General features: G+C 69.1%; 21 protein-coding genes and 1 pseudogene. 9 read left to right on the forward strand and 13 right to left on the reverse strand.

Annotated elements, in window-relative coordinates; genetic code table 11:
* The coding region (gene ribA / locus AC2W7M_RS05330; protein ID WP_486130653.1) for a GTP cyclohydrolase II RibA at positions 1-870 on the forward strand (870 nt) is incomplete at its 5' end.
* Between the two features lie 73 nt (positions 871-943).
* Here the strand turns inward: ribA and AC2W7M_RS05335 are convergent.
* Positions 944-1,465 carry an invasion associated locus B family protein gene (locus tag AC2W7M_RS05335; protein WP_486130655.1) on the reverse strand — a complete coding sequence of 174 codons (522 nt, stop codon included), beginning with the start codon at positions 1,463-1,465 and terminating at the stop codon, positions 944-946.
* Between the two features lie 580 nt (positions 1,466-2,045).
* Here AC2W7M_RS05335 and AC2W7M_RS05340 point away from each other — a divergent pair.
* Positions 2,046-3,026 (forward strand): NADPH:quinone oxidoreductase family protein, encoded by a 981-nt coding sequence (locus tag AC2W7M_RS05340; RefSeq protein WP_486130657.1) that lies wholly within the window; start codon positions 2,046-2,048, stop codon positions 3,024-3,026.
* Here AC2W7M_RS05340 and AC2W7M_RS05345 read toward each other — a convergent pair.
* The 6 genes and pseudogenes from AC2W7M_RS05345 to AC2W7M_RS05370 form a co-directional block, all read right to left on the reverse strand.
* On the reverse strand, positions 3,010-3,405 hold the full coding sequence (locus AC2W7M_RS05345) for a YkvA family protein (protein ID WP_486130691.1): 396 nt from the start codon (positions 3,403-3,405) through the stop codon (positions 3,010-3,012). The genes AC2W7M_RS05340 and AC2W7M_RS05345 overlap by 17 nt on opposite strands.
* A 110-nt stretch (positions 3,406-3,515) precedes the next feature.
* A pseudogene (thpR, locus tag AC2W7M_RS05350) lies at positions 3,516-4,042 on the reverse strand (RNA 2',3'-cyclic phosphodiesterase).
* 132 nt (positions 4,043-4,174) lie between these two features.
* On the reverse strand, positions 4,175-4,855 hold the full coding sequence (locus AC2W7M_RS05355) for a GyrI-like domain-containing protein (RefSeq protein WP_486130659.1): 681 nt from the start codon (positions 4,853-4,855) through the stop codon (positions 4,175-4,177).
* A 1-nt stretch (position 4,856) separates the two neighbouring features.
* Positions 4,857-5,897, reverse strand: a complete 1,041-nt coding sequence (locus AC2W7M_RS05360; protein ID WP_486130661.1) for a sugar phosphate isomerase/epimerase family protein — start codon at positions 5,895-5,897, stop codon at positions 4,857-4,859.
* Between the two features lie 481 nt (positions 5,898-6,378).
* Positions 6,379-7,083 (reverse strand): glutamine amidotransferase, encoded by a 705-nt coding sequence (locus tag AC2W7M_RS05365; protein WP_486130693.1) that lies wholly within the window; start codon positions 7,081-7,083, stop codon positions 6,379-6,381.
* A 76-nt stretch (positions 7,084-7,159) separates the two neighbouring features.
* A complete protein-coding gene (locus tag AC2W7M_RS05370; protein WP_486130663.1) occupies positions 7,160-7,639 on the reverse strand; it encodes a tellurite resistance TerB family protein in 480 nt (159 codons plus the stop codon).
* Positions 7,640-7,901: 262 nt separating this feature from the next.
* Here AC2W7M_RS05370 and AC2W7M_RS05375 point away from each other — a divergent pair, with 262 nt between their 5' ends.
* Both AC2W7M_RS05375 and AC2W7M_RS05380 read left to right on the forward strand, forming a co-directional pair.
* Positions 7,902-8,498 (forward strand): PRC-barrel domain-containing protein, encoded by a 597-nt coding sequence (locus tag AC2W7M_RS05375; protein ID WP_486130665.1) that lies wholly within the window; start codon positions 7,902-7,904, stop codon positions 8,496-8,498.
* A 236-nt stretch (positions 8,499-8,734) separates the two neighbouring features.
* Complete coding sequence (locus AC2W7M_RS05380) at positions 8,735-11,476, forward strand: PAS domain-containing protein (RefSeq protein ID WP_486130667.1); 2,742 nt, start codon at positions 8,735-8,737, stop codon at positions 11,474-11,476.
* Positions 11,477-11,751: 275 nt separating this feature from the next.
* Here the strand turns inward: AC2W7M_RS05380 and AC2W7M_RS05385 are convergent, their stop codons facing one another.
* The gene (locus tag AC2W7M_RS05385) at positions 11,752-12,018 is read right to left on the reverse strand and encodes a hypothetical protein (RefSeq protein ID WP_486130669.1); all 267 of its coding nucleotides are present in this window, start codon (positions 12,016-12,018) and stop codon (positions 11,752-11,754) included.
* A 285-nt stretch (positions 12,019-12,303) separates the two neighbouring features.
* Positions 12,304-13,083 (reverse strand): response regulator, encoded by a 780-nt coding sequence (locus AC2W7M_RS05390; protein WP_486130671.1) that lies wholly within the window; start codon positions 13,081-13,083, stop codon positions 12,304-12,306.
* A gap of 275 nt (positions 13,084-13,358) precedes the next feature.
* Between AC2W7M_RS05390 and AC2W7M_RS05395 the strand changes: the two genes are divergently transcribed.
* The 3 genes from AC2W7M_RS05395 to AC2W7M_RS05405 all read left to right on the forward strand — a co-directional run bounded on the left by AC2W7M_RS05395 (position 13,359) and on the right by AC2W7M_RS05405 (position 16,435).
* Positions 13,359-15,005 carry a sensor histidine kinase gene (locus AC2W7M_RS05395; RefSeq protein WP_486130673.1) on the forward strand — a complete coding sequence of 549 codons (1,647 nt, stop codon included), beginning with the start codon at positions 13,359-13,361 and terminating at the stop codon, positions 15,003-15,005.
* A gap of 200 nt (positions 15,006-15,205) precedes the next feature.
* Positions 15,206-15,484, forward strand: a complete 279-nt coding sequence (locus tag AC2W7M_RS05400) for a con-10 family general stress protein (protein WP_486130675.1) — start codon at positions 15,206-15,208, stop codon at positions 15,482-15,484.
* A 384-nt stretch (positions 15,485-15,868) separates the two neighbouring features.
* Complete coding sequence (locus AC2W7M_RS05405) at positions 15,869-16,435, forward strand: sigma-70 family RNA polymerase sigma factor (protein WP_486130677.1); 567 nt, start codon at positions 15,869-15,871, stop codon at positions 16,433-16,435.
* A 13-nt stretch (positions 16,436-16,448) separates the two neighbouring features.
* On the opposite strand, the gene AC2W7M_RS05410 is transcribed toward AC2W7M_RS05405, so the two are convergent.
* Positions 16,449-16,889: a cupin domain-containing protein gene (locus AC2W7M_RS05410; protein WP_486130679.1), complete on the reverse strand. Its 441-nt coding sequence runs from the start codon at positions 16,887-16,889 to the stop codon at positions 16,449-16,451.
* 3 nt (positions 16,890-16,892) lie between these two features.
* On the reverse strand, positions 16,893-17,666 hold the full coding sequence (gloB, locus tag AC2W7M_RS05415) for a hydroxyacylglutathione hydrolase (protein ID WP_486130681.1): 774 nt from the start codon (positions 17,664-17,666) through the stop codon (positions 16,893-16,895).
* A gap of 312 nt (positions 17,667-17,978) precedes the next feature.
* Here gloB and AC2W7M_RS05420 point away from each other — a divergent pair, with 312 nt between their 5' ends.
* Positions 17,979-18,710: a class I SAM-dependent methyltransferase gene (locus AC2W7M_RS05420; protein ID WP_486130683.1), complete on the forward strand. Its 732-nt coding sequence runs from the start codon at positions 17,979-17,981 to the stop codon at positions 18,708-18,710.
* Between the two features lie 18 nt (positions 18,711-18,728).
* On the opposite strand, the gene metW is transcribed toward AC2W7M_RS05420, so the two are convergent.
* Together metW and metX are read right to left on the reverse strand one after the other, a co-directional pair.
* Positions 18,729-19,397 (reverse strand): methionine biosynthesis protein MetW, encoded by a 669-nt coding sequence (gene metW, locus AC2W7M_RS05425; protein WP_486130685.1) that lies wholly within the window; start codon positions 19,395-19,397, stop codon positions 18,729-18,731.
* 5 nt (positions 19,398-19,402) lie between these two features.
* A complete protein-coding gene (gene metX, locus AC2W7M_RS05430) occupies positions 19,403-20,617 on the reverse strand; it encodes a homoserine O-acetyltransferase MetX (protein ID WP_486130687.1) in 1,215 nt (404 codons plus the stop codon).
* 140 nt (positions 20,618-20,757) lie between these two features.
* Here metX and AC2W7M_RS05435 point away from each other — a divergent pair.
* The coding region (locus AC2W7M_RS05435) for a TroA family protein (protein WP_486130689.1) at positions 20,758-21,332 on the forward strand (575 nt) is incomplete at its 3' end.

Here is a 21,332-nt window from a genome sequence, read left to right on the forward strand (position 1 = left end):
CGCCGTGGCCGGGTCGGTCGCCCTGCCGGTGCTCGATGCCGCGCGGGTGGAACAGCTTGCGTCGGCCTGGACGCCCGCATCGACGCGCCGGTGGCGAGCGCTTCGCCGGCGGACCTCGCGGCCTTGGACATTCTGGCCCTTGCGCTGGTGCTGCCCGCGGCGATCGTGCTGCCCGTTCGTCGGCACGACGTGCCGGGCGCGGTGGCCGTGACGGCGGAGAGTGTGGCGCGCTTCCGCCGGGAACAGGCGGCCAGCCTGCGCATCATCGGGCGCGCGCGGGTGCCGCTGGAAGGCGCGCGGGAGTGCGAGTTCGTCGTGTTCCGCGGCGGCGAGGGCCTGCGCGATCAGGTGGCGGTGGTGGTGGGCGCGCCGGACCCGGCCCGGCCGGTGGCGGTGCGCCTGCACTCCGCCTGCCTGACCGGCGATCTGTTCGGCTCGCTGAAATGCGATTGCGGCGACCAGCTGCGCGACACCGTCGCGCGCATGGCGGCCGAGGACGGAGGCATCCTGCTCTATCTCGACCAGGAAGGCCGCGGCAACGGCATTGCCAACAAGATCCGCGCCTATGACCTGCAGGCGCAGGGCTTCGACACCTACGACGCCGATGCCGCCCTGGGCTTCGGCCTCGACCAGCGCCGCTTCGAATTCGCCGCCGAGATGCTGCGGCAGCTCGGCGTTTGCGCCGTCCGCCTCCACACCAACAATCCACTGAAGGTGGAGGCGCTCAAGCGGGCCGGGCTGGACGTGGTGGCGGAGCAGCGGGTGCTCGGGCGCCCCACGCTCGAAAACGTGCGCTACCTCGCGTCGAAGCGCGACCGCGCCGGCCACGCCATCGATTTCGAGCAGCTGGCCGCGCGGGCTCCCGACTGACGCGGGAGGCCCGCGGACGTCCAAACCGGCTCCCGTCCCGATCGGCTATCGGCAGGTCAGGCCGCGGGCAGCGTCACTTGCATTCCTGGGCCGCCCGGTCGAGCGCCTGGGAGATGCCGGTGAGCGAATATTTGTCGGTGGTCTCGTTGCCGCGCGCCGACGTGCTGACGACGGTGACGTCGCGCCCCTTGCGCATGGCATCCACGAGTTTCGCCTCGTCCGCCGCGTTGCGCACCCAGGCGCCCTGGTCCTGCGTGTAGAGCTCGAACTTGGTGTTGCCCACCGTGACCGTCACCGTGCTCTTGTCCCGGAGCGGAAAGCCGACCGTGATGCTGACTTCCTCCTTCACGTTCTGACTCGGCCGGGTCGAGATGAACATGAAGGCGGGGTCGCGGTTCAGGCCTTCGGGCAAACGCTGCTTCGGCTGGCTGGTGGCGTAGCACACCTTGGGACCGCTGGTTGAGGCGTGAACCGCCCAGTCGCCGAACTGGGCAACCGCCTTGGACTGTGCCTGTGCTAGCGCCATGCTCGGGGCGACGACGAGGCTGGCGAGGAAAACGCCGAGGAGCGTCGGATGGATACGACGATGGGCCATGGCTTCTCCTTTTGCTGAATCGTACCGGTCTGGATGAAAAGGTCTAGCGTCGGTGTGCCGCCCTGGATCGCGATTAGTGCAAACCGCCCTCGATTTGCCCTGAGCGCACCACCTTGAAGATAGAGAACGCGTTATCCGCTCGGCTGGCAATGCAAGCCGTGCGGCGCGTGCTCTAGCGACGGACACAGTCAAAAAAATGACCTGCGCGCCGGCGCCTGTTTAGACCATTGCGGGCTGCCGGCTCAATGCCGCCGCCACGCACGATATTGTCGGTTGACGTACAAGTCATTGTATACGCTGGTCTTTTTCTCTTGAGTGGCCTTGGGCGGGGCCATTCCCCAAGAAAGTTACCCTTGTCCGGAAGGCCGGAAACGCACCTCGGGCAGCCGAGAGCGCGATCGGAACACCCGGAAATCGGCTTGATTGGTGAATCGCTCCCTAACTTAATGTTAGAAACCGCATCGACCCGATCAGCCTGCGGCGCAGGCGGATCGGCAGGTCCCCTCAGTGATCGGGCGTCCTGGGTTAACACAGCGTTTCCGGAGCACCGGATGGCCGCCGAGATCGGCCGGGAGGAACGATGAGAGCCGTACTTTGCACCCGCCTCGGTTCGCCGGAGAGTCTTGCGATGGCCGACCTGCCCGATCCGGTTCCGGGCCTCGGCGAGGTGGTGGTGGACGTGGCGGCGGTCGGACTCAATTTCTTCGACACCCTGATGCTGAAGGACCTCTACCAGCTGAAGCCGCCGGTTCCCTTCTCGCCGGGAGCGGAATTCGCCGGTCATGTGAGCGCGCTAGGCGACGAGACCGACGGCTTCGCCATCGGCGACCGCGTGTGCGGCTACGTGTCCTACGGCGCGGCGCGGGAGAAGCTGGTGGTGGCGGCCGAGCGTCTGGCGCGGGTGCCGGCCGATTTCGATCTCGTGAAGGCCGCCGCCCTGCCGGTCACCTATGGCACCGCGCTCTACGCGCTGCGCGATCGCGGCGCGCTGAAGGCCGGCGAGACGCTGGCGGTGCTCGGCGCCTCCGGCGGCGTGGGGCTCGCGGCGGTGGAGATCGGCGCCATCTTCGGCGCCCGCATCATCGCCTGCGCCTCCTCGCCCGAAAAGGTCGCGTTCGCGCAGGCGCACGGCGCCGCGGCGGGGCTCGACTACAGCGCCGAGGACCTCAAGGCCGGCCTGAAGGCGTTCGCCGCGGGCCAAGGCATCGACGTCGTGTACGATCCGGTCGGCGGCGAACTTGCGGAGCAGGCGCTGCGGGCGCTCGGGCCGCTCGGGCGCTTCCTGGTGATCGGCTTCGCCTCGGGCCAGATTCCGAAGATCCCGCTCAACCTGCTGCTGCTGAAGAATTGCGATGCCCGCGGCGTGGATTTCGGCGCCAAGGCACGGGGCACGCCGATCTGGCTGCGCGACGCGATCGCCGAGCTGATGGTCTATGGCCGCGACGGGCGCATCTCCGCGCACGTCGACGCCACCTTTCCGCTGTCGGACTGCGCGGCCGCCCTGGCTGAGATTGCGGGCCGCCGCGTCAAGGGCAAGGTCGTGCTCACGACCGGGCGGTAGCACCCTCGGCCGCATCCGGCGCGCGCAATTCAGCCAAGGCGGCCCGCGCGGCGGCATGGTGGTGCGGTCGGATATGGGCCGACAGCAGCCGCAGCGCGCCCATCAGCACCGCCGCGTCGTCGCCGAAACCCACCAGCGGCAGAAGATCGGGCGCCACGTCGAACGGCAGCACGAAATAGGCCAGCGCGCCGAGCAGCGTCGCCCGCACCCGCAGCGGCGTGCCCTTGTCGAAGGCGGCGTAATAGGCGGCGACCGCCTCCTCGGCGAAGGGGATGAAGCTCGCATTGCGCCGCAGCTTGTCCCAGAAACCCGAGCGCACCCGCCGTTCGTCGCGCGCCGCGCGGGCGCCGTCGACACCCGAAAGTGAACTCCAGTCCATCCCCGTCCACCCGTCCTTTCGCTGGTCGGGCAAGCGCGCCCGGCTCCATGGATTCCAGATGGGGACCTTTCGCCCCGGCGCAAGGTCGGCCGGGGACGGCGCGCCTCAGATCAAGGATACGCGGCTTCGACGACGTAGGGGCCGCGCCGACGCTGTCGCGGGAGGAGAAGAGCACGAAGCGCGGTACGTGGAAGGGGGAACTGCGATAGGGCCCGCGCGCCGCCAGATAGTCGGCCACCTGGCGGGTCGAGGCGTCGCGCAGCCGCGCCAGCGTCACATGCGGCTTGAAGTTGCGGCCCTCGGCGCCGAGGCCCAGGCGCTGCATCAGCCGCTCGTGCTCGGCCTGCAGCTCGCTCAAGGCGGGATTGGCCTTCACCGCCGCGAACACGGCGCGCGGCTTGTGGCCGCCGAACTGGTCGACGCCGTCCAGCGTCACGTCGAAGGCCGGACGGCGCACCTGGCCCAGCATCAGCATGATGTCCCGGCCGAGCGCGTCGTCCACGTCGCCGACGAAGCGCAGAGTGACATGGTAGTTCTCAGGATCGATCCAGCGGGCGCCGGAGATGCCGCCGCGCAGCACGGACAATTGCGTCCCGACCTCGCGCGGAATCTCGATGGCGGTAAACAGCCGCGGCATTGTCGCCTCCGCGAACCCAGTCTCGACCCTTCGGCGGATGCAGCCGCATCCGCGCCCCCAAGCTAAGGGGATCGCGCACCAGTGAAGAGGATTCGTGCGCCGGAGGGAAGCGGCCCCGCGCCGCACCCGCCGTCACTGCACAGGAACGAGGATGTCGATCTCCAGCGCCTCCGGCGCGGCGGTGAGCAGGTCGGTGCGGTAGCGCTCGATATAGAAGTCGCCGGCTGTCAGGTTCTTCATATCGAGATAGTTGAAGATCAGCTCGTAGGTGTTGTCCATGTCCGCGAACGTGCCGGAATGGCTGAATTTCAACACCTTGCCCGCCTGGGAGGCGCCCAGCTTCACGGTGCCGGACGGCTTGCGGGCGGTGGCGCCGGAGAACGGAAGCTGCACCTCATAGGAGAAGCCGCGGTCGTCGCTCTCGGTATAGACCACCATCACCACGTCGCCCGACCGCGTGAGCCCGAGGCTGGACAGTTCCGCCTCGCCCGTTTTGGCCGCTCCGACCAAGGCATCATAGGCGTCGTCCCAGCTTGCCGTTCCGGAAACGATCAGAACCGGCACCGCGGCGAGTTCGATCTCCTCGGCCGCGAATGCGTCGCCGCGGGGGATGACCGGGACGCTCTCGACCCCCTTGGGATTCACCAGCGGCGGGGCCGTCAGGCCTTCGCGGGCGGGCGGTGCCGGCGCGGGAGTCCCGGCCGGAGCCTGGGCCTGTGCCGACCCAAAGGCGGGCATGAGCACAAAGGCGATCACGGCGAGGAAGCGGACGGGCCGCGTCGGAACCGCGGGCCGTGGGGCATCGAGCCACATGTCATTCTCCATGCCGATCCTGCCGCAGGGCGCGTTCCGCCGTCACGGTCGGCCGAACGCCTCCTCTACACCATCTGCGGGCGTGGCTGAATCGGCAAGGCGCGCCTCCGGTGGCGCGCAACGTCAGACGGGATGGGGGGCGGCGCAAGCTTGCCGGCGAACGTGCGAAGCAGCGCCACCTGGCCCGGAAGCTCGGCCCAATAGCGGCGGTGGAGTTCGAGATTGACCACGTCCCGGGCGGAACCGGCAGGCGCCCGCGACCGTGTCCCAGTCGATGCCGCCCCAGCCGAGCGGCAGATGGAGGTCGCCCCTCGCCGAGGGCCGCGCGCTCGGCCTCGTCGATGGCCCAGCTCTCGACCGGGCGGCCGAAGCTGTCATGCACATGCAGGTGCCGGGCGAACGGTGCCAGCGCCGCGATCTCCTTCATGAAGTCGACGCGGGCGTCGTTGCAGCGCAGGAGCGCATGGCTCACGTCGAGGGTGGCGCGGACGTGCGGATGGCCGATGGCGTCGAGCTCCACGGCGAGCCGGCCCGGCAACGCCGTCTCGCGCATGGGCTCGAAGCGGAACACGTTCTCCACGCACAGCGTCACGCCGGCTGCGGCCGCCTTGTCGCCAGCCGCCGCGAGGGCGTCGCGTTGGCGCACATAGGCCAGTTCGACGTCGTCATCGCCGCGCACGCAGCCGGTGTGGATGACGAGGTTCACCGCCCCCACCTCGCCGGCGATGGCGATGGCCGCGTCGAGGAGCGCCACGTGGCGCGGCAGGCGCTCCTTGGCGTCCATCAGGTTGATTGCCAGCGGACCGTGGGCGGTGAAGGCGAGGGGCCGCGTCCGGGTCGCCGACACGAGGCGGGCGACCCGCTCGCTCAGAACCCGCCCGCCGACCACGAGGGTCCAGGCGAACAGCGGCAGCTCGACGAAATCCACGCCGAGGCGCTCCGCCTCGTCGAGCTTGGCACCAAGATCTTCGAACTCCGGCGACGTGGCACGGATCGAATAGCCGATCCCCCGGATCGGCGGCAAAGGCGCGCGCGCGTCCATCGCTGCATCCTCCCTCATGGGGCGGACCGGCCGCGCCCGGACACCGGGCGAGAAAGCAAGCCGGCCTCGATCTGACGACAGGGCGAGTGGTCGTTGTGACCTTGATGAGGCCCGCCGCGGGAAAATGCCGAAAACTTCCCGTGCGTAACTATTTTGATACCGCCAGGCGCGATGGCGCACTTTACTGCGTCCGCCGCGCAAAGGCACGCGCCTTTTTGCATTGCAGCGAATCCGCCGCGCGGGGCCGGGATCGCGCGCGGCAGGCGGCGCAAACGAAGCGGGGCGCCAGCCAGCGGCGGGCGCCCCGATCGGAGGCCGGCGACGCGTGAACCTGACAGCCGGCATCAAGCAGACCAGCAAGAGCGCGGCCACGGCCCGCTACCATATGTGGTGATCGGCGCGAGAAATTCTTCAATATATGGAAAGGCGCCCCGGGCGACTCGCAATTCGCATTTGCATTTTGCAAATTGCAATAGAGCGCTTATCGCCTTCCGGAGGCCCCGCCTGCGGGCGCGTCGCCCAGCCAGGTTTCGAGGAAGCGGTCGAGCCAGCGGTCGACGGCCCCGTCATAGCGCTCCCATCCCGCCAGATGCGTCTCCCCCGCCTGGGCGCCCGGCAGGCCGAAGCGGTGGGCGCCGCGCACGATCCACACCGACATCATCTCGCGCGTGACCTCGGGGTGGAACTGCAGCGCGAACGCATTGCGGCCGTAGCGGAACGCCTGGTGGGGAAAGGTCTCGCCCGTGGCCAGAAGCTCGGCGCCCGCCGGCAGGTCGAAGCCTTCCGAATGCCAGTGGTAGACATGGCTCGGCCAGTCCAGCAGCGCCCTGCCCGCCTCGGTGGCAGCGAGCGGGTAATAGCCGATCTCGCACACGCCCTCCGCGTGCGGCGCGACGCGCGCGCCGAGCGCGCGCGCCATGATCTGAGCGCCGAGGCAGATGCCAAGCAGCGGACGTCCCTCCGCCAGCACGCGGGCCGAAAAGTCGGTCTCCTCGCGGATATAAGCGTGGCTGTCGTTGGCGCTCATGGGGCCGCCGAAGATCACCACCCCGGCATAGCCCGCGAGGTCGGCCGGGAGCGGATCGCCCAGCGCCGGCCGGCGGACGTCGAGCCCATAGCCGCTCACCGAGAGGCGCTGGCCGATGCGGCCCGGCGTGGAATGGGCCTGATGAACGATGACGAGGATGGTGCCGGCCTCGCCGGCGCAGGCGCAAGGGTCCGCGCCTGCGGGCGTTCCATTGTCTGAGGGCACCTTGGGCGGCCTAGTCCTGTTGCTCACCGTCCCCTTCCGTCTCGTCGCGGACCTCGCGCCGGATGCGGGTGCGATCGCGCGATCCCACGTTCAGCAGCTCTGCGGCGCGCCAGACGAGATTGTCCTCGAACTCGCTCAGGCCGCCATCGGCATAGGCGACCTCGAACATCATCTCGACGATGCGGCGCCGGCCCTCGTCGTCGAGCGCGCGGTTGAGCACGCTCGTGAAAGCATAAAGATCGACCGCTTCGGCGTCCTTGGCAATGGCCAAGGCCAGCAGCGCCTCGGTGTCCTCGGGCGAGAGGTCGAAGCGACGCGCAAGGATATCCTTGAGGATCGCCTGCTCGTCCTGGGTCACGGCGCCGTCGATCGACATCACATGCACCAGGAGGGCCGCCGCCGCGAGGCGATAATCGCCGTCGGCAAACGCCACGACCTCGCGCTCGCCGCCCGTGATCTCGGTGATGAAGTCGGAAAGTGCGCGGAACATGGGGCGGGCGGCTCCTGCTCTGGAAGACCGGACTCATCTGGGGAGCGTTGCCGCGGCCGCAAGGTCGGGCGCCGAAAGGCGCGCCGGCCGCACCCGAGGCGGCCGTCTGTTGCCACGGGCGGGATCGCCGCACAAGCCCCGGCCCCGCCCGCACGGAACTGCCCGCGGCGCGGGACTTTTCGGGGAACCTCATCGCGCGATCCACGTTTGAACAGTAGAGCGTGGGCACAAGGAAAAATATCGTTTCCAGACGCCAATCGCGATGTTCTCGGCCTTCGATCCGCAGAATATCGCGTTGGGCATTCTGGGAACAATATTTTCCCTGCGCCACGACATCTGCCCGCAAACCAATGGATCGGAGGATGATATGAAAAGCATCAAGTTCTTGACTGTGGCTGCTGCGTCTCTGCTTGCGTCGGCCGCCATCGCCCAGCAGACGGCTCCGACCACCACGGCGCCCGCCGCCACCGCGCCCGCTTCGTCCACCATGGCGCCGACGGCCAGCTTCATCGGCATGCAGAGCGCCGATCAGATGCTGGCGAGCAACCTCATCGGCATGTCCGTCCGCGGCGCCGCCAACGAGTCGATCGGCGAGATCAACGACGTGGTGCTGGCCCGCGACGGCCGCGTGGTTGGCGCCGTGATCGGCGTCGGCGGCTTCCTGGGCATCGGCGAGAAGGATGTCGCGGTGCCGTTCCAGATGATCGAGATGGTGCGCGGCCCCGACACGTCCGATCACGTCGTGGTCCGCAAGACCAAGGACGAGCTGAAGGCGGCGCCGGAGTTCAAGGAGCTCGAGAACCCGCGCGCCAACAACGCCGCCCGCACGCCGGCCCAGCCGGCCCCCGCGGCGCGCTGACGAAAGAGGGGACGGGCGCTCAGGCGCCCGTCCCCGCCCCTCCGACCGTGTCGACCTCCAGACCCCGGCGGCACTGCCCCCCGCTTGACGATCCTCCATCGACTGCGCGCGCACCGGCGCCGGCGAGCGGTTCCCGATTGAAAAGTCTTGCTGATCATGGCCATGGTGCATGGGTCGCGGAAGAGGGAGCGGGAGCAGGAATGGGTGGGCCGGATTGGGGACCTGTCGCGTCATCCATGCGTTTTCTGGCGCAACCTCGTTCCCTCGCCTGGCGACTAGCCTTTGCGGTGTTGGTGATCGCCGCCGCGTTCGCCCTGCGCGCGCTGTCCTCCTACGCGCTGCGCGACTACGCCCCCTTCCTGCTGCAGATTCCGGCGGTGCTGCTGGTCGCGCTGGTGGGTGGACTGCGGGTCGGCCTGTTCGGGCTCGCGCTTGCGCTTGCCGCCAACGCCTCGTTCATCCCCTGGATGGCCCCGGCCGGCACCGATTTAACCGGCGCGAGCGTCTCCCTGGCGTCCTTCACCATCAATGGTCTCGCCTGCTGCCTGATCGCCGCGCTGCTGCGCGCGAGCGTGATCAACCTCGAACGGACCCGATTGTCCCTCGCCGACGCCGCGCGGGAGAATGAGGCCACGCTCGCGACACTCGAATCGCTGCTCGCCAACGCGCCGCTCGGCTTCGCCTTCTTCGACCGCCAGCGCCGCATCCACCAGGTCAACGACACGCTTGCCCGCATGGGCGGGATCCCGCGCGAGGCCCATGTGGGCCGGACGATGGCCGAGCTGATGCCGGGGCTGTCCGAGCGCACCGCGCCGCTCGTCGACCGGGTCTTTGAAACCGGCGAGATCGTGCCGGATGTCGAGATTACCGGCTCGACCCCGGCTATGCCGGGCGTGCAGCGGCATTGGCTGTTCAGCTTCTATCCGGTCAAGGACGCGTCGGGCGCGACCCGCTTCGTCGGCACCACGGTGGTGGAGATCACCGAGATCAAGAGGACGGAGCAGCGCCTCGCCTACAGCGAGCGCCGATACCGCCTCTTGGCGGAAGCCTTGCCCAAGATGGTGTGGACCGCAGACCCGCAAGGCCATGGGGACTACTACAACCATCGCTGGCAGGAATATACCGGAGCGTCCGTCGACGAGGGCGGCTTCGGGGAATGGTACTCCTATGTCCATCCGGACGAGAAGGACGAGTTGACCGGCGCCTGGAACGACTCCATCGCCAGCGGCGAGCCGTTCAACCGGGAATGCCGATTCCGGGCCGCCGACGGCTCCTATCGCTGGTTCCTGTGCCGTGCGGTGCCGGTGCGCGACGAGGACGGCCGCGTCGATCGCTGGTACGGCAGCTGCACCGACATCGCGGATATCGTTGCGGCCCGCGAGGCGCTGGCGCGATCCCACGAGGAGCTGGAACGCCTCGTGACCCAGCGGACGACCGAACTTGCGCAGGCCAACGAGCGCCTGCGCCGGGAGATGAAGGAGCGCTTCGCCACGGAGGCGCAGTTGCGCCAAGCCCAGAAGATGGAGGCCGTAGGCCAGCTCACCGGCGGCATCGCCCATGATTTCAACAATCTGCTCACGGTGATCGTCGGCAATCTGGAGGCGGCCGAGCGGCGCATCGGGCCCGACAACGTGCAGGCCCGCACGTTCCTCGACCATTGCCGCCAGGGCGCCATGCGCGCCGCCACCCTCACCCAGCGCCTTCTGGCCTTCTCCCGCCGCCAGCCGCTCGATCCCAAGCCCACGGACGTGAACCGGCTTCTGGTGGGCATGTCGCAGATGCTGCGCAGCGCGCTCGGTGAGCGTGTGACCCTCGAGACCGTGCTCTCCGGGGGCCTATGGGGCACGGAAGTCGACCGCAACCAGCTGGAGAATGCGGTGCTCAACCTCGCCGTCAATGCGCGCGACGCCATGCCCGACGGCGGCAAGCTCACCATCGAGACCGCCAATGCCTATCTCGACGAGGCCTATGCGGAGCAGCACGACGTCGCGGCGGGGCAATATGTGGTGATCTGCGTCAGCGATACCGGCACGGGCATGAGCGCAGAAGTGATGGCGCGGGTGTTCGAGCCCTTCTTCTCCACCAAGGGACCGCGCGACGGCACCGGCCTGGGCCTCAGCCAGGTCTACGGCTTCGTCAAGCAGTCCGGCGGACATGTAAAGATCTACAGCGAGGTGGGCGACGGCACGACGGTGAAGCTTTACCTTCCGCGCCTGGAGCGGCCCGTGGACGAGGGCGAGCACGCCGATCTGCGCACCCCCACCGAGACGCGCAAGGCGCGCATCCTGGTGGTGGAGGACGACCCGCAGGCCCGGCAGCTCGGCGTCGACGTGCTCAAGGCCGCGGGCCACGAGGTCAGCGAGGCGGTCGACGGCGCCGCGGCTCTGGAACTGGTGGAACGTCTGGAGCCATCCCAGCGCCCAGAGCTGCTGTTCACGGACATTCGGCTCGGTACGGGGATGGACGGACCAAGCCTCGCCGACCGCCTGCGCCAGGCCGTGCCGCAAATTCGAGTGCTCTTCACCACCGGTTATGCAAGAAATGCGGTGCTGCGACAGGGCCGGCTGGAGAGGGGCGTCAACCTGCTCACCAAGCCCTTCACGCAGGCGGAGTTGGTGCGGAAGGTGACAGGCATCCTGGAACAGTCCTGCGACAGGAACGGTGCGGCACTGCTGGTGGAAGACGAGCCCTTCGTCGCCATGGTGGCGCAGCAGATCCTGGAAGACCACGGCTTCGAGGTGACCGTCGCCTCGCACGGCGCGGCCGCTCTCGCGCATGCACGCTCCGCTCAGGAAGCGCCGGAACGCGAACCGTTCCGGCTCGCGGTGGTGGATCTCGGCCTGCCGGACATGCGCGGCGACGCGGTGGTGCGGGAACTGCGCGCGCTGGTCCCGCCCTCGCCGTCATCATCGCCACCGGCTACGGCACGGATGAACTCGAAGGCGAGTTCGGCGGCGTGGAGGGTGTGGCGCTGGTAGGCAAGCCCTATGACGGGGCGACCCTGCGGGGCGCGCTGCGCGGCCTCGGCTTCACCATAACGGACTAACCCACCCGTCCGGGCACCCTTCCGAAAGCGCGCACGGCTGCTGGCCGCTGGCCCCAAAAGACAGGGAAGTCACCCGCCCCTCTCGGCCCGGATTCGAGAGGCGGCCGCCCGCCGGCATTGCCGGCGAACGGCGCGCCCGAAGCCCTCAGCGCCGCAGCAGGATCTGCCCCAGCACCAGGCCAAGTCCGGCAGCGACGGCGCAAGAGGTCACGGGCTGCGCCCGGATGGTCTCGCGCAATTGCACATATTGATCTTCGGCCCAGTCGGAGACCTCGCTTGCAGCCATCTCGCACCGCCGGCGGCGCCACGGGCCGTATGCCGCGCCGTCTTGGTCAGGGTCTCGGCGAGGCGGGCGAAGTCCTCCTTGAGGGTTTCAAGATCCTTGCGGATGTCCTCGATGGAGGGCTCGGCCTTCGGGGTAAAGGGCTTGTCGGCAGCCAGGGGTTTGTCGGCGGTCAAGGGCTTGTCGGCCATGGAGGCATCTCCGCTGTGTCTGGTTCGGCTCCGGCGCGGCCTCGTTTCGGAGCGCCGGCACGGCCGCGAAACTGGAGCGCGATTCCCGCAAACAGATCCGTTTGATCGGTCGATCGCCCTCCACCTGAACGATAGAGACCGCGAACCGGACAAAGAAACGCCTGTCCGGGCCGCGCCCGCTTGGTGGACATCGCGCGGCCGGTCGAACCATGACCGACGGCGATGTCTGAGCGATAACGCCGCGCGCGGCAAAGCGATCCTGCCAGCGGACGGTTTGTCGGCGCCTCAGGCCGCGGTCGGCTCGCTGCGCGCCTCATGGAAGAACAGCGCCTGCGCCACCGTCGCCTTCACCGTCTCGCTCAGGAACGGCTTGGTGATCAGATAGGTGGGCTCGGGCCGCTCGCCGGTCAGCAGCCGGTCGGGGAAGGCGGTGATGAAGATCACCGGCACGTTGAAGTGCGACAGGATGTCCGTCACCGCGTCGATGCCCGACGAGCCATCGGCGAGCTGGATGTCGGCCAGGACGAGGCCGAAGTCGCCGCTGCGCGCCAGTTCCACCGCCTTTTTATGGGTCGGGGCGACGCCGATCACCTCGTGCCCCATCTCGGTGACGAGGGTCTTCAGGTCGAGCGCGATCACCCATTCGTCCTCGATGATGAGCACGCGGGTGGCGATCTGACGGTCGATCTCCCGCTGCGCCGCGATCACCTGGGCTTCCACGTCGTCGATGGAGGTCGACAGGATCGACGCCACCTCCGCATAGGTGAAGCCTTCCATGGCGGTGAGCAGGAGCGCCACGCGCGAGCCCACGTCGAGCGCCTGCAGGCGCTCGTCCGCACGCGACGCCGCGTCGCCGGCCGCGCCGGTGCGGCGCTGCCAAACGCCGTGGAACGCGCGATAGAGCGCGACGCGGGGCGAGGCGCCGGGGTTGATCTGGATCTTGCCGTCGAGGATCGCCTGGAGGGTCTCCTGCACAAGGAGGTCGCCCGCCCGCTGGGTTCCGGATAAGGCGCGCGCGTACCGGCGCAGAAAAGGGAGCTGCTTGACGATCGACTGGTGGGGCATGCGCAATTCCTCGCTTGCAGCGCCGATGGGGTCCAACGGCGGGAAACGCCGGTTGCCGGGAAAAGTTCCCTACAATTAAGGGAACTTGCCCCTCGCGCGGGCATTATAGGTCGAACCGGCGCGCGCCGCAGTCCCAGGTGCGTCCGCGGATACGGCGTGCGGCCGTTCGGGATGGTTCGGAGCAGGGGATGGAATTGGTGCCAAAGGAAGCGGCGCGTGTCGATCCCCGCAGGCGTTTAAGCATTTTCCCGCTGACGGCCGAGCCGCGTGATCTGTTGGATAGCGTTCGGCGGCGCCTGCTGCTGGTGGCCCTGCTCGCCATCGCCCCGGTGGCGACGCTCAGCATGGTCCAGGGCCTGATGCATCTGAAGGGGGCCGAGGAAGAGGCGCGCCAGAGGCTGCTTCAGCTGGCGGTGTCCGCCGCTTCCAGCCAGGCCAACATCATCGCGTCCGCCGAAAGCGTGCTTCAGGCCATGCGGACCGTGGAAGCGGTGCGGACCGCCGGGGACGGCTGCCAGGCGACGCTCTACGGCGCCACGCTCAGCCTGCCCTTCGTGTCCAATATGGGGGTGCTGGACAAGGACGGAAACGTCGTCTGCAGCGCCATTTCGGGGCCTGCGTCCATAGCCGACGAGCCCTGGTGGGACGATCTGGTCCGGGCACCCGGACGCCTGACTCTCACCGAGCGCCGGATGAGCGCCGCCACGCGGACCGAAATCATCATCGTCCTGGAGCCGCGGCGGGCGCGCGACGGCAGCTTCGACGGCGCCATGGCCCTGGGCCTCGACGCCACACGGCTCGATACCATGCTGCGCCAGGCGACGGTGGAGGCGGGAGGAGTCGCGGCGGTCTTCGACGCTTCGGGCCGGGAACTGTTCTCCAGTTCCCGTGCCGTGAGCCAGGACCTGTTCCGCCCGTCCGGTCTCGCCGGCGCCGGCGCGCAAGGTCTGCGCGAGGTCACCGATGCCACCGGCCGCAAATGGACCTATACCGTCGCCCCGCTCGACCGCCATGGCCTGGTGGTGGCCTATGCTTTGCCGACCCGGCAGCTGTTCGGCTGGACCCCGCTCGCGGTGGCGGCCAGCTTCGCGCTGCCGGGCCTCGTCGCGGTGGTGAGCCTCGTCGGCCTGTGGTTCGCGGTGGACCGCATGATCCTGCAATGGCTGAACTATCTGCGGCGGGTGACATCGGTCTACGCGAAGGGGCACTACCGCTTCCGGCCGACCCGGCTCGATCGCGCCCCGAGCGAGTTCCGGGCGCTCGGGGCGGCGGTGGAGAACATGGCGCAGGCGGTCCGGCAGCGCGATGCCAAGCTCCGGGAAAACCTCGCCGAAAAGACCGCCTTGGTGCGCGAGATCCATCACCGCATCAAGAACTCGCTCCAGGTGGTGGTCAGCCTGCTCAGCCTCTACGGCCTCGGCATCGGCCAGGGCCAGGACCGTCGCCGCTTCGAGGAGCTGCGCACGCGCGTCAACACCCTGGCGGTGGTCCACCGCATCCTGCACGAGGCGAGCGAAGGCTCCGCGGTGAGGTTGCGCGAACTCCTGCGGGAGCTGGCAGCCCTGCTGGAAGGCGTGCCGGACCGCAATCTCTCGGTCCGCATCGAGGCCCCGGACGTGCAGCTTCCGGTCGATATGGCCACCCCGTTTGCGCTGATGATGGTGGAGATCGTTCTCGGGCTTGCGGTGCCGGACGGCCCCAAGCTGCCGGTGACGGTGGGATGCGGACAGGGCAGCGGGCGGCTCATGGTCACGATCACGGCCGGGCCCATGACGAGCACCGCGGAACGCCCGGGCAAGTTCGACCTCGACCAGGGCTTTGCCAGCCAGCTCGGCGGCCAGCTCCGCCGCGTCGAGATCGGCGATAACGTTCGCGTGACCGGCGACTTTCCGCTGCGAACCTGTGGCACGCCGTCGGCGTAGGGGTCGAACGCCTCACGCTGCCACCAGTTTCCGAGCCGGATGCCCGGCAGCCCTGGCCATTTTGCGAACGACGCTTTGCCCCCGCACGCCCGCGCATCCGGGCGGATATGGATTAGGGAACCGTAGCGGTTCTGCCTCGTTGTCATCCCGTGAGTCCCTCCGTGTGACTCGACGGGCCTTCCGAGACTCGAGGATGTATCATGGATAAAGCGCGTTCGAAGGGCACCTCCAACCGCGGCTTCGCCGCCATGGACGCGGAAAAGCAGCGTGCCATCGCTCGCAAGGGCGGCGAGAGCGTCCCTGCCGAGAAGCGCAGCTTCTTCCAGAACCGGGCGCTCGCCGCCGAAGCCGGCCGCAAGGGCGGCCAGAGCGTGGCGGACGAAGATCGCAGCTTCTCGCGCAACCGCGCGCTTGCGTCCCAGGCCGGCCAGAAGGGCGGCCAGAAGAGCGGCGCTCCGGTCGGCAGCGACCGTTCCTGATCGGCCGGGAACCGAATCCTGCGGATCACGTTATGGAGAGGAGCCAGCCTGACTGCCGCAATCCGTGGCAGGGTCTGCTGGTGCCCACCGACCGGGTTTCCGGATGGCGGCGGAAACGGACGCGATCGTGTTCCGCTGCCCGGCCGGAAACCTTCCCCGCCCCGAAGGAGTGCTGGGCCGCCGGATCGCCCCGGGGGGCTTCGCAATGGCTCTCCCGATTGGATCGCACGAGACAGGACGAAACGGCGTTGTTCCCTTTTCTGGTGAGAAGGCAATTTTCCGAGTAAATCCAATTTGCTCGGATCGCCCTCATCGCACGCACGACACAGCCGCCACGCGCGGCGCAAGCCCGGAGCCCGCGCCGCGCGGCCCAAGAAGGTGCCCATGGATCCGACCGACAAGAGGCCAGGAATGGATGCCGGCTCCCTCCAGAGGGAAGTGCTGGAATTCCTGCCCGCCTTGCGCGCCTTCGCGCGATCTCTGACGCGCGACCGGACCGAGGCTGACGACCTGGTGCAGGAAACCCTGCTCAAGGCGCTGTCCAACATCGACAAGTTCGATCCCGGCACCAATTTGCGGGCCTGGCTCTTCACCATCCTGCGCAACACCTATTACACCGAGATCCGCAAGCGCCGGCGCGAGAGCGACGGCATGTCGGTGCTGGCCCAGCAAGACTCGAACATGGGTCCCAGCCAGGAATGGTCGATGACCCTCTCCTCCCTCAAGGACGCCCTGGCCCAATTGCCGGACGACCAGCGCGAGGCGTTGGTTCTGGTGGGCGCGGCGGGCCTGTCCTACGAGGAGGCGGCGGAAGTGTGCGGCTGCGCGCTCGGCACCATCAAGAGCCGCGTCAACCGCGCCCGCACCAAGCTGCTCGGCCTGATGGGCGCCGATGCCACGGCCGACGTGGTGGAGGGCGACGCGGTGGCCATCTCCGCCGCCCGCAGCTGACCGGGCAACCTCTTCAGCCCGGCTCCCAGCCATCGGGTGCCAGCACGAAGCCCTCGAACCGGAAGGCCGGGGCCACCGTGCATCCCACCAGCGTCCAGTCGCCGCGGCTCTCGGCCGCCTGCCATGCGTGGGCCGGGACGATGCCCTGCGGCCGCTGACCGGCCACGAGGTCCGGGCCAAGCATGAGCTCGCGCACCCCCCTTCCCTCTTCGGCGATCCGCAGCACCAGCGGCGCGCCGGCATGCCAGTGCCACATCTCCACCGCGTCCACCTTGTGCCAGTGCGAGCGCTCGCCCGCCTTCAGCAGGAAATAGATCGCGGTGGATGGGCCGCGCGCGCCGTCCGGAGCGGCGTCGCGGAAGGTCTCCAGATAGTGGCCGCCTTCCGGATGCGGCATGAGCCCCAGCAGGGCGATCACCGCGTCGGCGTCCATCGGTGGGCAGGGGGCGTCCATGGCTCAGCCCCGGAATGCGCTCTTGCGGGCGCGCAGCTCGGTGAAGACGGCGCCGGGGTCGGCCCCGTCCACGCCCAGCATCTCGGCCATGGCCGGATCGTCGGCCCTCAGGAACGGATTGGCGGCGATCTCGTCGGCCATGGCGGACGGGATCGTCGGTTCGCCCTTCGCCCGCTTGGCCTCGACCGCAGCGGTCTGCGCCTTGAGCGCGGCATTGTCCGGATCCACCGAAAGCGCGAACCGGGCGTTGGAGAGGGTGTATTCGTGGCCGCTATAGACCTGGGTGTCGGCCGGCAGCGTCTTCAGGCGCTGGAGCGAGGCCCACAGAACCGGCGGATCGCACTCGAACGGGCGGCCGCAGCCCAGCGTGAACAGCGTGTCGCCGGCGAACAGCAGGTGCTCGCCCTCGAACCAGTAGGAGACGTGGCCCGCGGTGTGGCCCGGCGTTTCCAGCACCCGGCCCACCAGCGAGCCCACCGCCACCGGGTCGCCGTCCACCACCGCCACATCGAGCCCGGGAATGGCGCCGGCCTCCGCCTTCGGGCCGACCACGGTCGCGCCATAGCGCGCTTTCAGCGTCGGCACGCCCTGCACGTGGTCCTGGTGGTGGTGCGTGACGAGGATGTGGGTGAGGTTCCAGCCCTCTTTCTCCAGCGCCGCGATGACCGGGGTCGGCTCGGGAACGTCGATCACGGCGGTGGCCTCGGTGACGGGGTCGTGCAGCAGCACGGCGTAATTGTCGTCGAGGCAGGGAATGATGCGGATCTCGGCCGGCAAGGTGGTCCTCCTGTCGCGCCTTGAAGCGCGATGCCGCAGATCGAATGGTCTGCCGGATCGCGCTTCCGGTGTGGGATAGGGACGCCCAGTATGGCGCGACCCCGTGTCGGGAAAACGAGGGCGCAGGCGAAAGTCCCCCGGTACATCGCGCCGCCCGTGCGGGTGATGATAGCCCGTTGCCGCGGCGCGCCAGTGCACGCCGGCCGGGTTGCGCTCGGCATGCGGGTGGCGCAAGAGGAAGGAGAACCTTCGCCGCGGGCCATGGCGGTCCGCCGCCTTCAAGACGCCATCGGCTTCAGGCATTGGCCACCCATGTTCCTCGACGTCGTCGACCTTCGCAATTTCTACGCCCAGCCGGTCGGCGTGATGACGCGCCGGCTGCTGGGCCGCGCGATCCGCGGGCGCTTCGACGACGTGACCGGCATGGCCGTGCTCGGCCTCGGCTATGCGACGCCCTATCTCGGCGTGTTCCGCGAGGAGGCGGAGCGCTGCATCGCCGTGATGCCGGCGGCCCAGGGGGTGGTGCGGTGGCCTTCGGCCGCGCCGACGCTCGCCACGCTCTCCGACGAGACCATGCTGCCGTTCCCGAGCGGCCGTGTCGACCGGGTGGTGGCGGTCCATGCGCTGGAGATGACCCCCAACGCCGCCGAGCTGCTCGGCGAGGTTTGGCGCGTGCTCGCCCCCGGCGGCCGGCTGCTGGCGGTGGTGCCCAACCGGCGCGGCGTCTGGGCGCGGCTCGACACCACGCCGTTCGGCAATGGCCGTCCCTTCTCCCGCGGCCAGGTGGTGTCGCTGCTGCGCGAGGCGCTGTTCACGCCCGTGGGCTGGAGCGAGGCGCTCTATGCCCCGCCGAGCCGCTGGTTTCTGCGCACGGCGGTGGCCTGGGAGCGGGTCGGATCGCGTTTGTCTTTGCCGTTCTCCGGCGTGCTGGTGGTGGAGGCGACCAAGCAGCTTCATCGCCCGGCCCAGGTGCGCCGTCGCGCGGCGGTCATCGAGCCGGCGATGGAGCCGGTGCTGGTGCCCGGCGGCGTCCCGGCGGGCTGACCGCAGGCCGCCTCGGCTTCAGCCCGGCCGGCCCGCGTTCTTGCGCGAGAGCAGGAACACCGCCTGCTCGCCCAGCAGGTTCCAGACCCACCACGGCATGTTGACGCGCACCCGGTGGCCGGAGCTGTCCAGCGCCACCGCCTTCTCCATGCGCGCGTCCAGGATCTCCACCAGTTCGACGAAGTCGCGGATGGTGCAGAAATGGATGTTGGGCGTGTCGTACCACGGCACGGGCATGTTCTCGGTCAGCGGCATGCGGCCGTGGACCAGAAGGTCGAGCCGCGAGCGCCAGTGCCCGAAATTCGGGAACGACACCACCGCGCGCCGGCCGATGCGCAGCATCTGCTCCAGCACCCAACGCGGGCGCCGCGTCGCCTGGAGCGTCTGCGAGAGGATCACATAGTCGAACGCGTCGTCGGGATAGTGGGCGAGGTCCACGTCCGCGTCGCCCTGGATCACGGCGAGGCCGCGCGCCACCCCGGCATTCACCCCCTCGCGGGAGAGTTCGATGCCGCGGGCATCGCACTGGCGCGTGGTGGCGAGCAGTTCCAGCAGCGCGCCGTCGCCCGAGCCGACGTCGAGCACCCGCGAGCCGGGCGCGACCATCTCCGCCACCACCACCAGGTCGACGCGCCCGCCCTGCGAGCGCACCACGCTCTCGTCGAGCACCTCATCGCGCACGGCCATGGCGCTCATCCTTCCCGGCCCGGCGGCAGCCCGAAGGCGCGCGCCGCGCTGTCGAGGAAGCCCCGGGTGATGGCGAACAGTTCCGGCTCCTCCAGCAGAAAGGCGTCGTGGCCCTTGTCGCTGACGATCTCGGCGAACGAGACGCTCGCCCCCGACGCGTTCAGCGCATGGACGATGGCGCGCGAATCCTGGGTCGGAAACAGCCAGTCCGAGGTGAAGGAGACGAGGCAGAAGCGCGTCTTCGAGCCGGCGAACGCGTTGGCGAGCACGCCGCCATAGTCCGCGGCGAGGTCGAAATAATCCATGGCGCGGGTGACGTAGAGATAGGAATTGGCGTCGAAGCGCTGAACGAAGCTCTCGCCCTGGTGCCGCAGATAGCTCTCCACCTGGAAGTCGGCGTCGAAGCCGAAGGTGGGGTTGGCGCGGTCCTGCAGGCGGCGGCCGAACTTGCGGTGCAGCGCCTGGTCCGACAGATAGGTGATGTGCGCCGCCATGCGCGCCACCGCGAGCCCACGATGGGGCGTCACCCCCGCGGCGAGATAGGCCCCGCCGCGCCAGTCGGGATCGGCCATCACCGCCTGCCGGCCCACCTCGTGGAAGGCGATGTTCTGCGCCGAGTGGCGCGCGCCGGTGGCGATCGGCAGGGCCGAGAACACCCGCTCGGGATAGCTGGCCGCCCATTGCAGCACCTGCATGCCGCCCATGGAGCCGCCGGCGACGCACAGGAGCTTCTCGATGCCGAGATGGTCGAGCAGCATGGCCTGCGCGTTCACCATGTCGCGGATTGTCACCACCGGCATGTCGAGGCCGTAGGCGCGGCCGGTCGCGGGATTGAGGGAGGCCGGCCCGGTGGTGCCCATGCAGCCGCCGAGCACGTTGGACGAGATGACGAAGAAGCGCTCGGTGTCGATCGGCTTGCCCGGCCCCACCAGGGTCTCCCACCAGCCCGGCTTGCCGGTGACCGGATTGGGGTTCGCCGCATGCTGGTCGCCGGTCAGCGCATGGCACACCAGGATCGCGTTGGAGCGCGCGGCATTGGGCTCGCCATAGGTCTGGTAGGCGATCTGCAGGTGCGGAAGGGAGACGCCGGCATCGAGCCGCAGCGGCTTGTCCGCGCCGAAGCGCACGAGCGCGGAATGGGGCTCATTGACCTCCTGCCGCGCCTTGGCCTCGATGTTCGGCAGAAGGGATGTTGCGTCCTGTGGAACGAACGATGTCATGGCTCCACCAAAGCGACGGCGCCTCGGTCCTGTCAAGCGCCGCGGCGGGGAGCGCCGCGGCGTCGAGGACTCCTGCGCGCCGCAGCGCCGATGCGATATATATGCCGGGATACATGTTTCGCGACACGCAGGAGGCGGGGATGGAATCGCGCACCTTGCGCACAGGGTGGACCAAGGGGACCGGGCGTGCGGCGGCGCTGGCGCTCTTCGCCGTTCTCTGGGCTCTTGCCGCCACAGGGCCGGCCGCCGCCCGCACGGTCACCGATTCGGCCGGGCGGACGGTGGAGATTCCCGACCGCATCACCCGCGTCTTCGCCGCCGGGCCGCCCGCCTCCGTGCTGCTCTACGTGGTGGCACCTCAGAAGATGATCGGCTGGGTGCGCACTCCCCGGCCGGCCGCGCGCGACTTCCTTCTGCCGCAGGTGCGGGATCTGCCCGAGACCGGGCGCCTCACCGGTCGCGGCGACACGCTGAACCTCGAACGCCTGATCGCGGCGAAGCCCGATCTGATCATCGATTTCGGCACCATCACCGACACCTACCGCTCGCTCGCCGACCGGGTGCAGGCGCAGACCGGCATTCCCTACATCCTGATCGACGGCCGCTTTTCCCACACCCCGGCGGCGCTGCGCCTCATCGGCGCGATCCTCGGCGCGCCGGAGCGGGGCGCCGCGCTCGCCGCTGCGGCGAGGCCATTTTCGGCCGCGTCGACGCG

The sequence above is a fragment of the Xanthobacter sp. BG11Y11_SDJG genome, assembly GCF_057364445.1.

What these genes read in the sequence shown, in the direction of transcription:
- AC2W7M_RS05335 (WP_486130655.1), bottom strand. Translation starts at nt 1,465, where the DNA reads ATGGCCCATCGTCGTATCCATCCGACGCTCCTCGGCGTTTTCCTCGCC.
- AC2W7M_RS05340 (WP_486130657.1), top strand. Translation starts at nt 2,046, where the DNA reads ATGAGAGCCGTACTTTGCACCCGCCTCGGTTCGCCGGAGAGTCTTGCG.
- AC2W7M_RS05345 (WP_486130691.1), bottom strand. Translation starts at nt 3,405, where the DNA reads ATGGACTGGAGTTCACTTTCGGGTGTCGACGGCGCCCGCGCGGCGCGC.
- AC2W7M_RS05355 (WP_486130659.1), bottom strand. Translation starts at nt 4,855, where the DNA reads ATGTGGCTCGATGCCCCACGGCCCGCGGTTCCGACGCGGCCCGTCCGC.
- AC2W7M_RS05360 (WP_486130661.1), bottom strand. Translation starts at nt 5,897, where the DNA reads ATGGACGCGCGCGCGCCTTTGCCGCCGATCCGGGGGATCGGCTATTCG.
- AC2W7M_RS05370 (WP_486130663.1), bottom strand. Translation starts at nt 7,639, where the DNA reads ATGTTCCGCGCACTTTCCGACTTCATCACCGAGATCACGGGCGGCGAG.
- AC2W7M_RS05375 (WP_486130665.1), top strand. Translation starts at nt 7,902, where the DNA reads ATGTTCTCGGCCTTCGATCCGCAGAATATCGCGTTGGGCATTCTGGGA.
- AC2W7M_RS05380 (WP_486130667.1), top strand. Translation starts at nt 8,735, where the DNA reads ATGCGTTTTCTGGCGCAACCTCGTTCCCTCGCCTGGCGACTAGCCTTT.
- AC2W7M_RS05385 (WP_486130669.1), bottom strand. Translation starts at nt 12,018, where the DNA reads ATGGCCGACAAGCCCTTGACCGCCGACAAACCCCTGGCTGCCGACAAG.
- AC2W7M_RS05390 (WP_486130671.1), bottom strand. Translation starts at nt 13,083, where the DNA reads ATGCCCCACCAGTCGATCGTCAAGCAGCTCCCTTTTCTGCGCCGGTAC.
- AC2W7M_RS05400 (WP_486130675.1), top strand. Translation starts at nt 15,206, where the DNA reads ATGGATAAAGCGCGTTCGAAGGGCACCTCCAACCGCGGCTTCGCCGCC.
- AC2W7M_RS05405 (WP_486130677.1), top strand. Translation starts at nt 15,869, where the DNA reads ATGGATCCGACCGACAAGAGGCCAGGAATGGATGCCGGCTCCCTCCAG.
- AC2W7M_RS05410 (WP_486130679.1), bottom strand. Translation starts at nt 16,889, where the DNA reads ATGGACGCCCCCTGCCCACCGATGGACGCCGACGCGGTGATCGCCCTG.
- AC2W7M_RS05420 (WP_486130683.1), top strand. Translation starts at nt 17,979, where the DNA reads ATGTTCCTCGACGTCGTCGACCTTCGCAATTTCTACGCCCAGCCGGTC.
- metW (WP_486130685.1), bottom strand. Translation starts at nt 19,397, where the DNA reads ATGGCCGTGCGCGATGAGGTGCTCGACGAGAGCGTGGTGCGCTCGCAG.
- metX (WP_486130687.1), bottom strand. Translation starts at nt 20,617, where the DNA reads ATGACATCGTTCGTTCCACAGGACGCAACATCCCTTCTGCCGAACATC.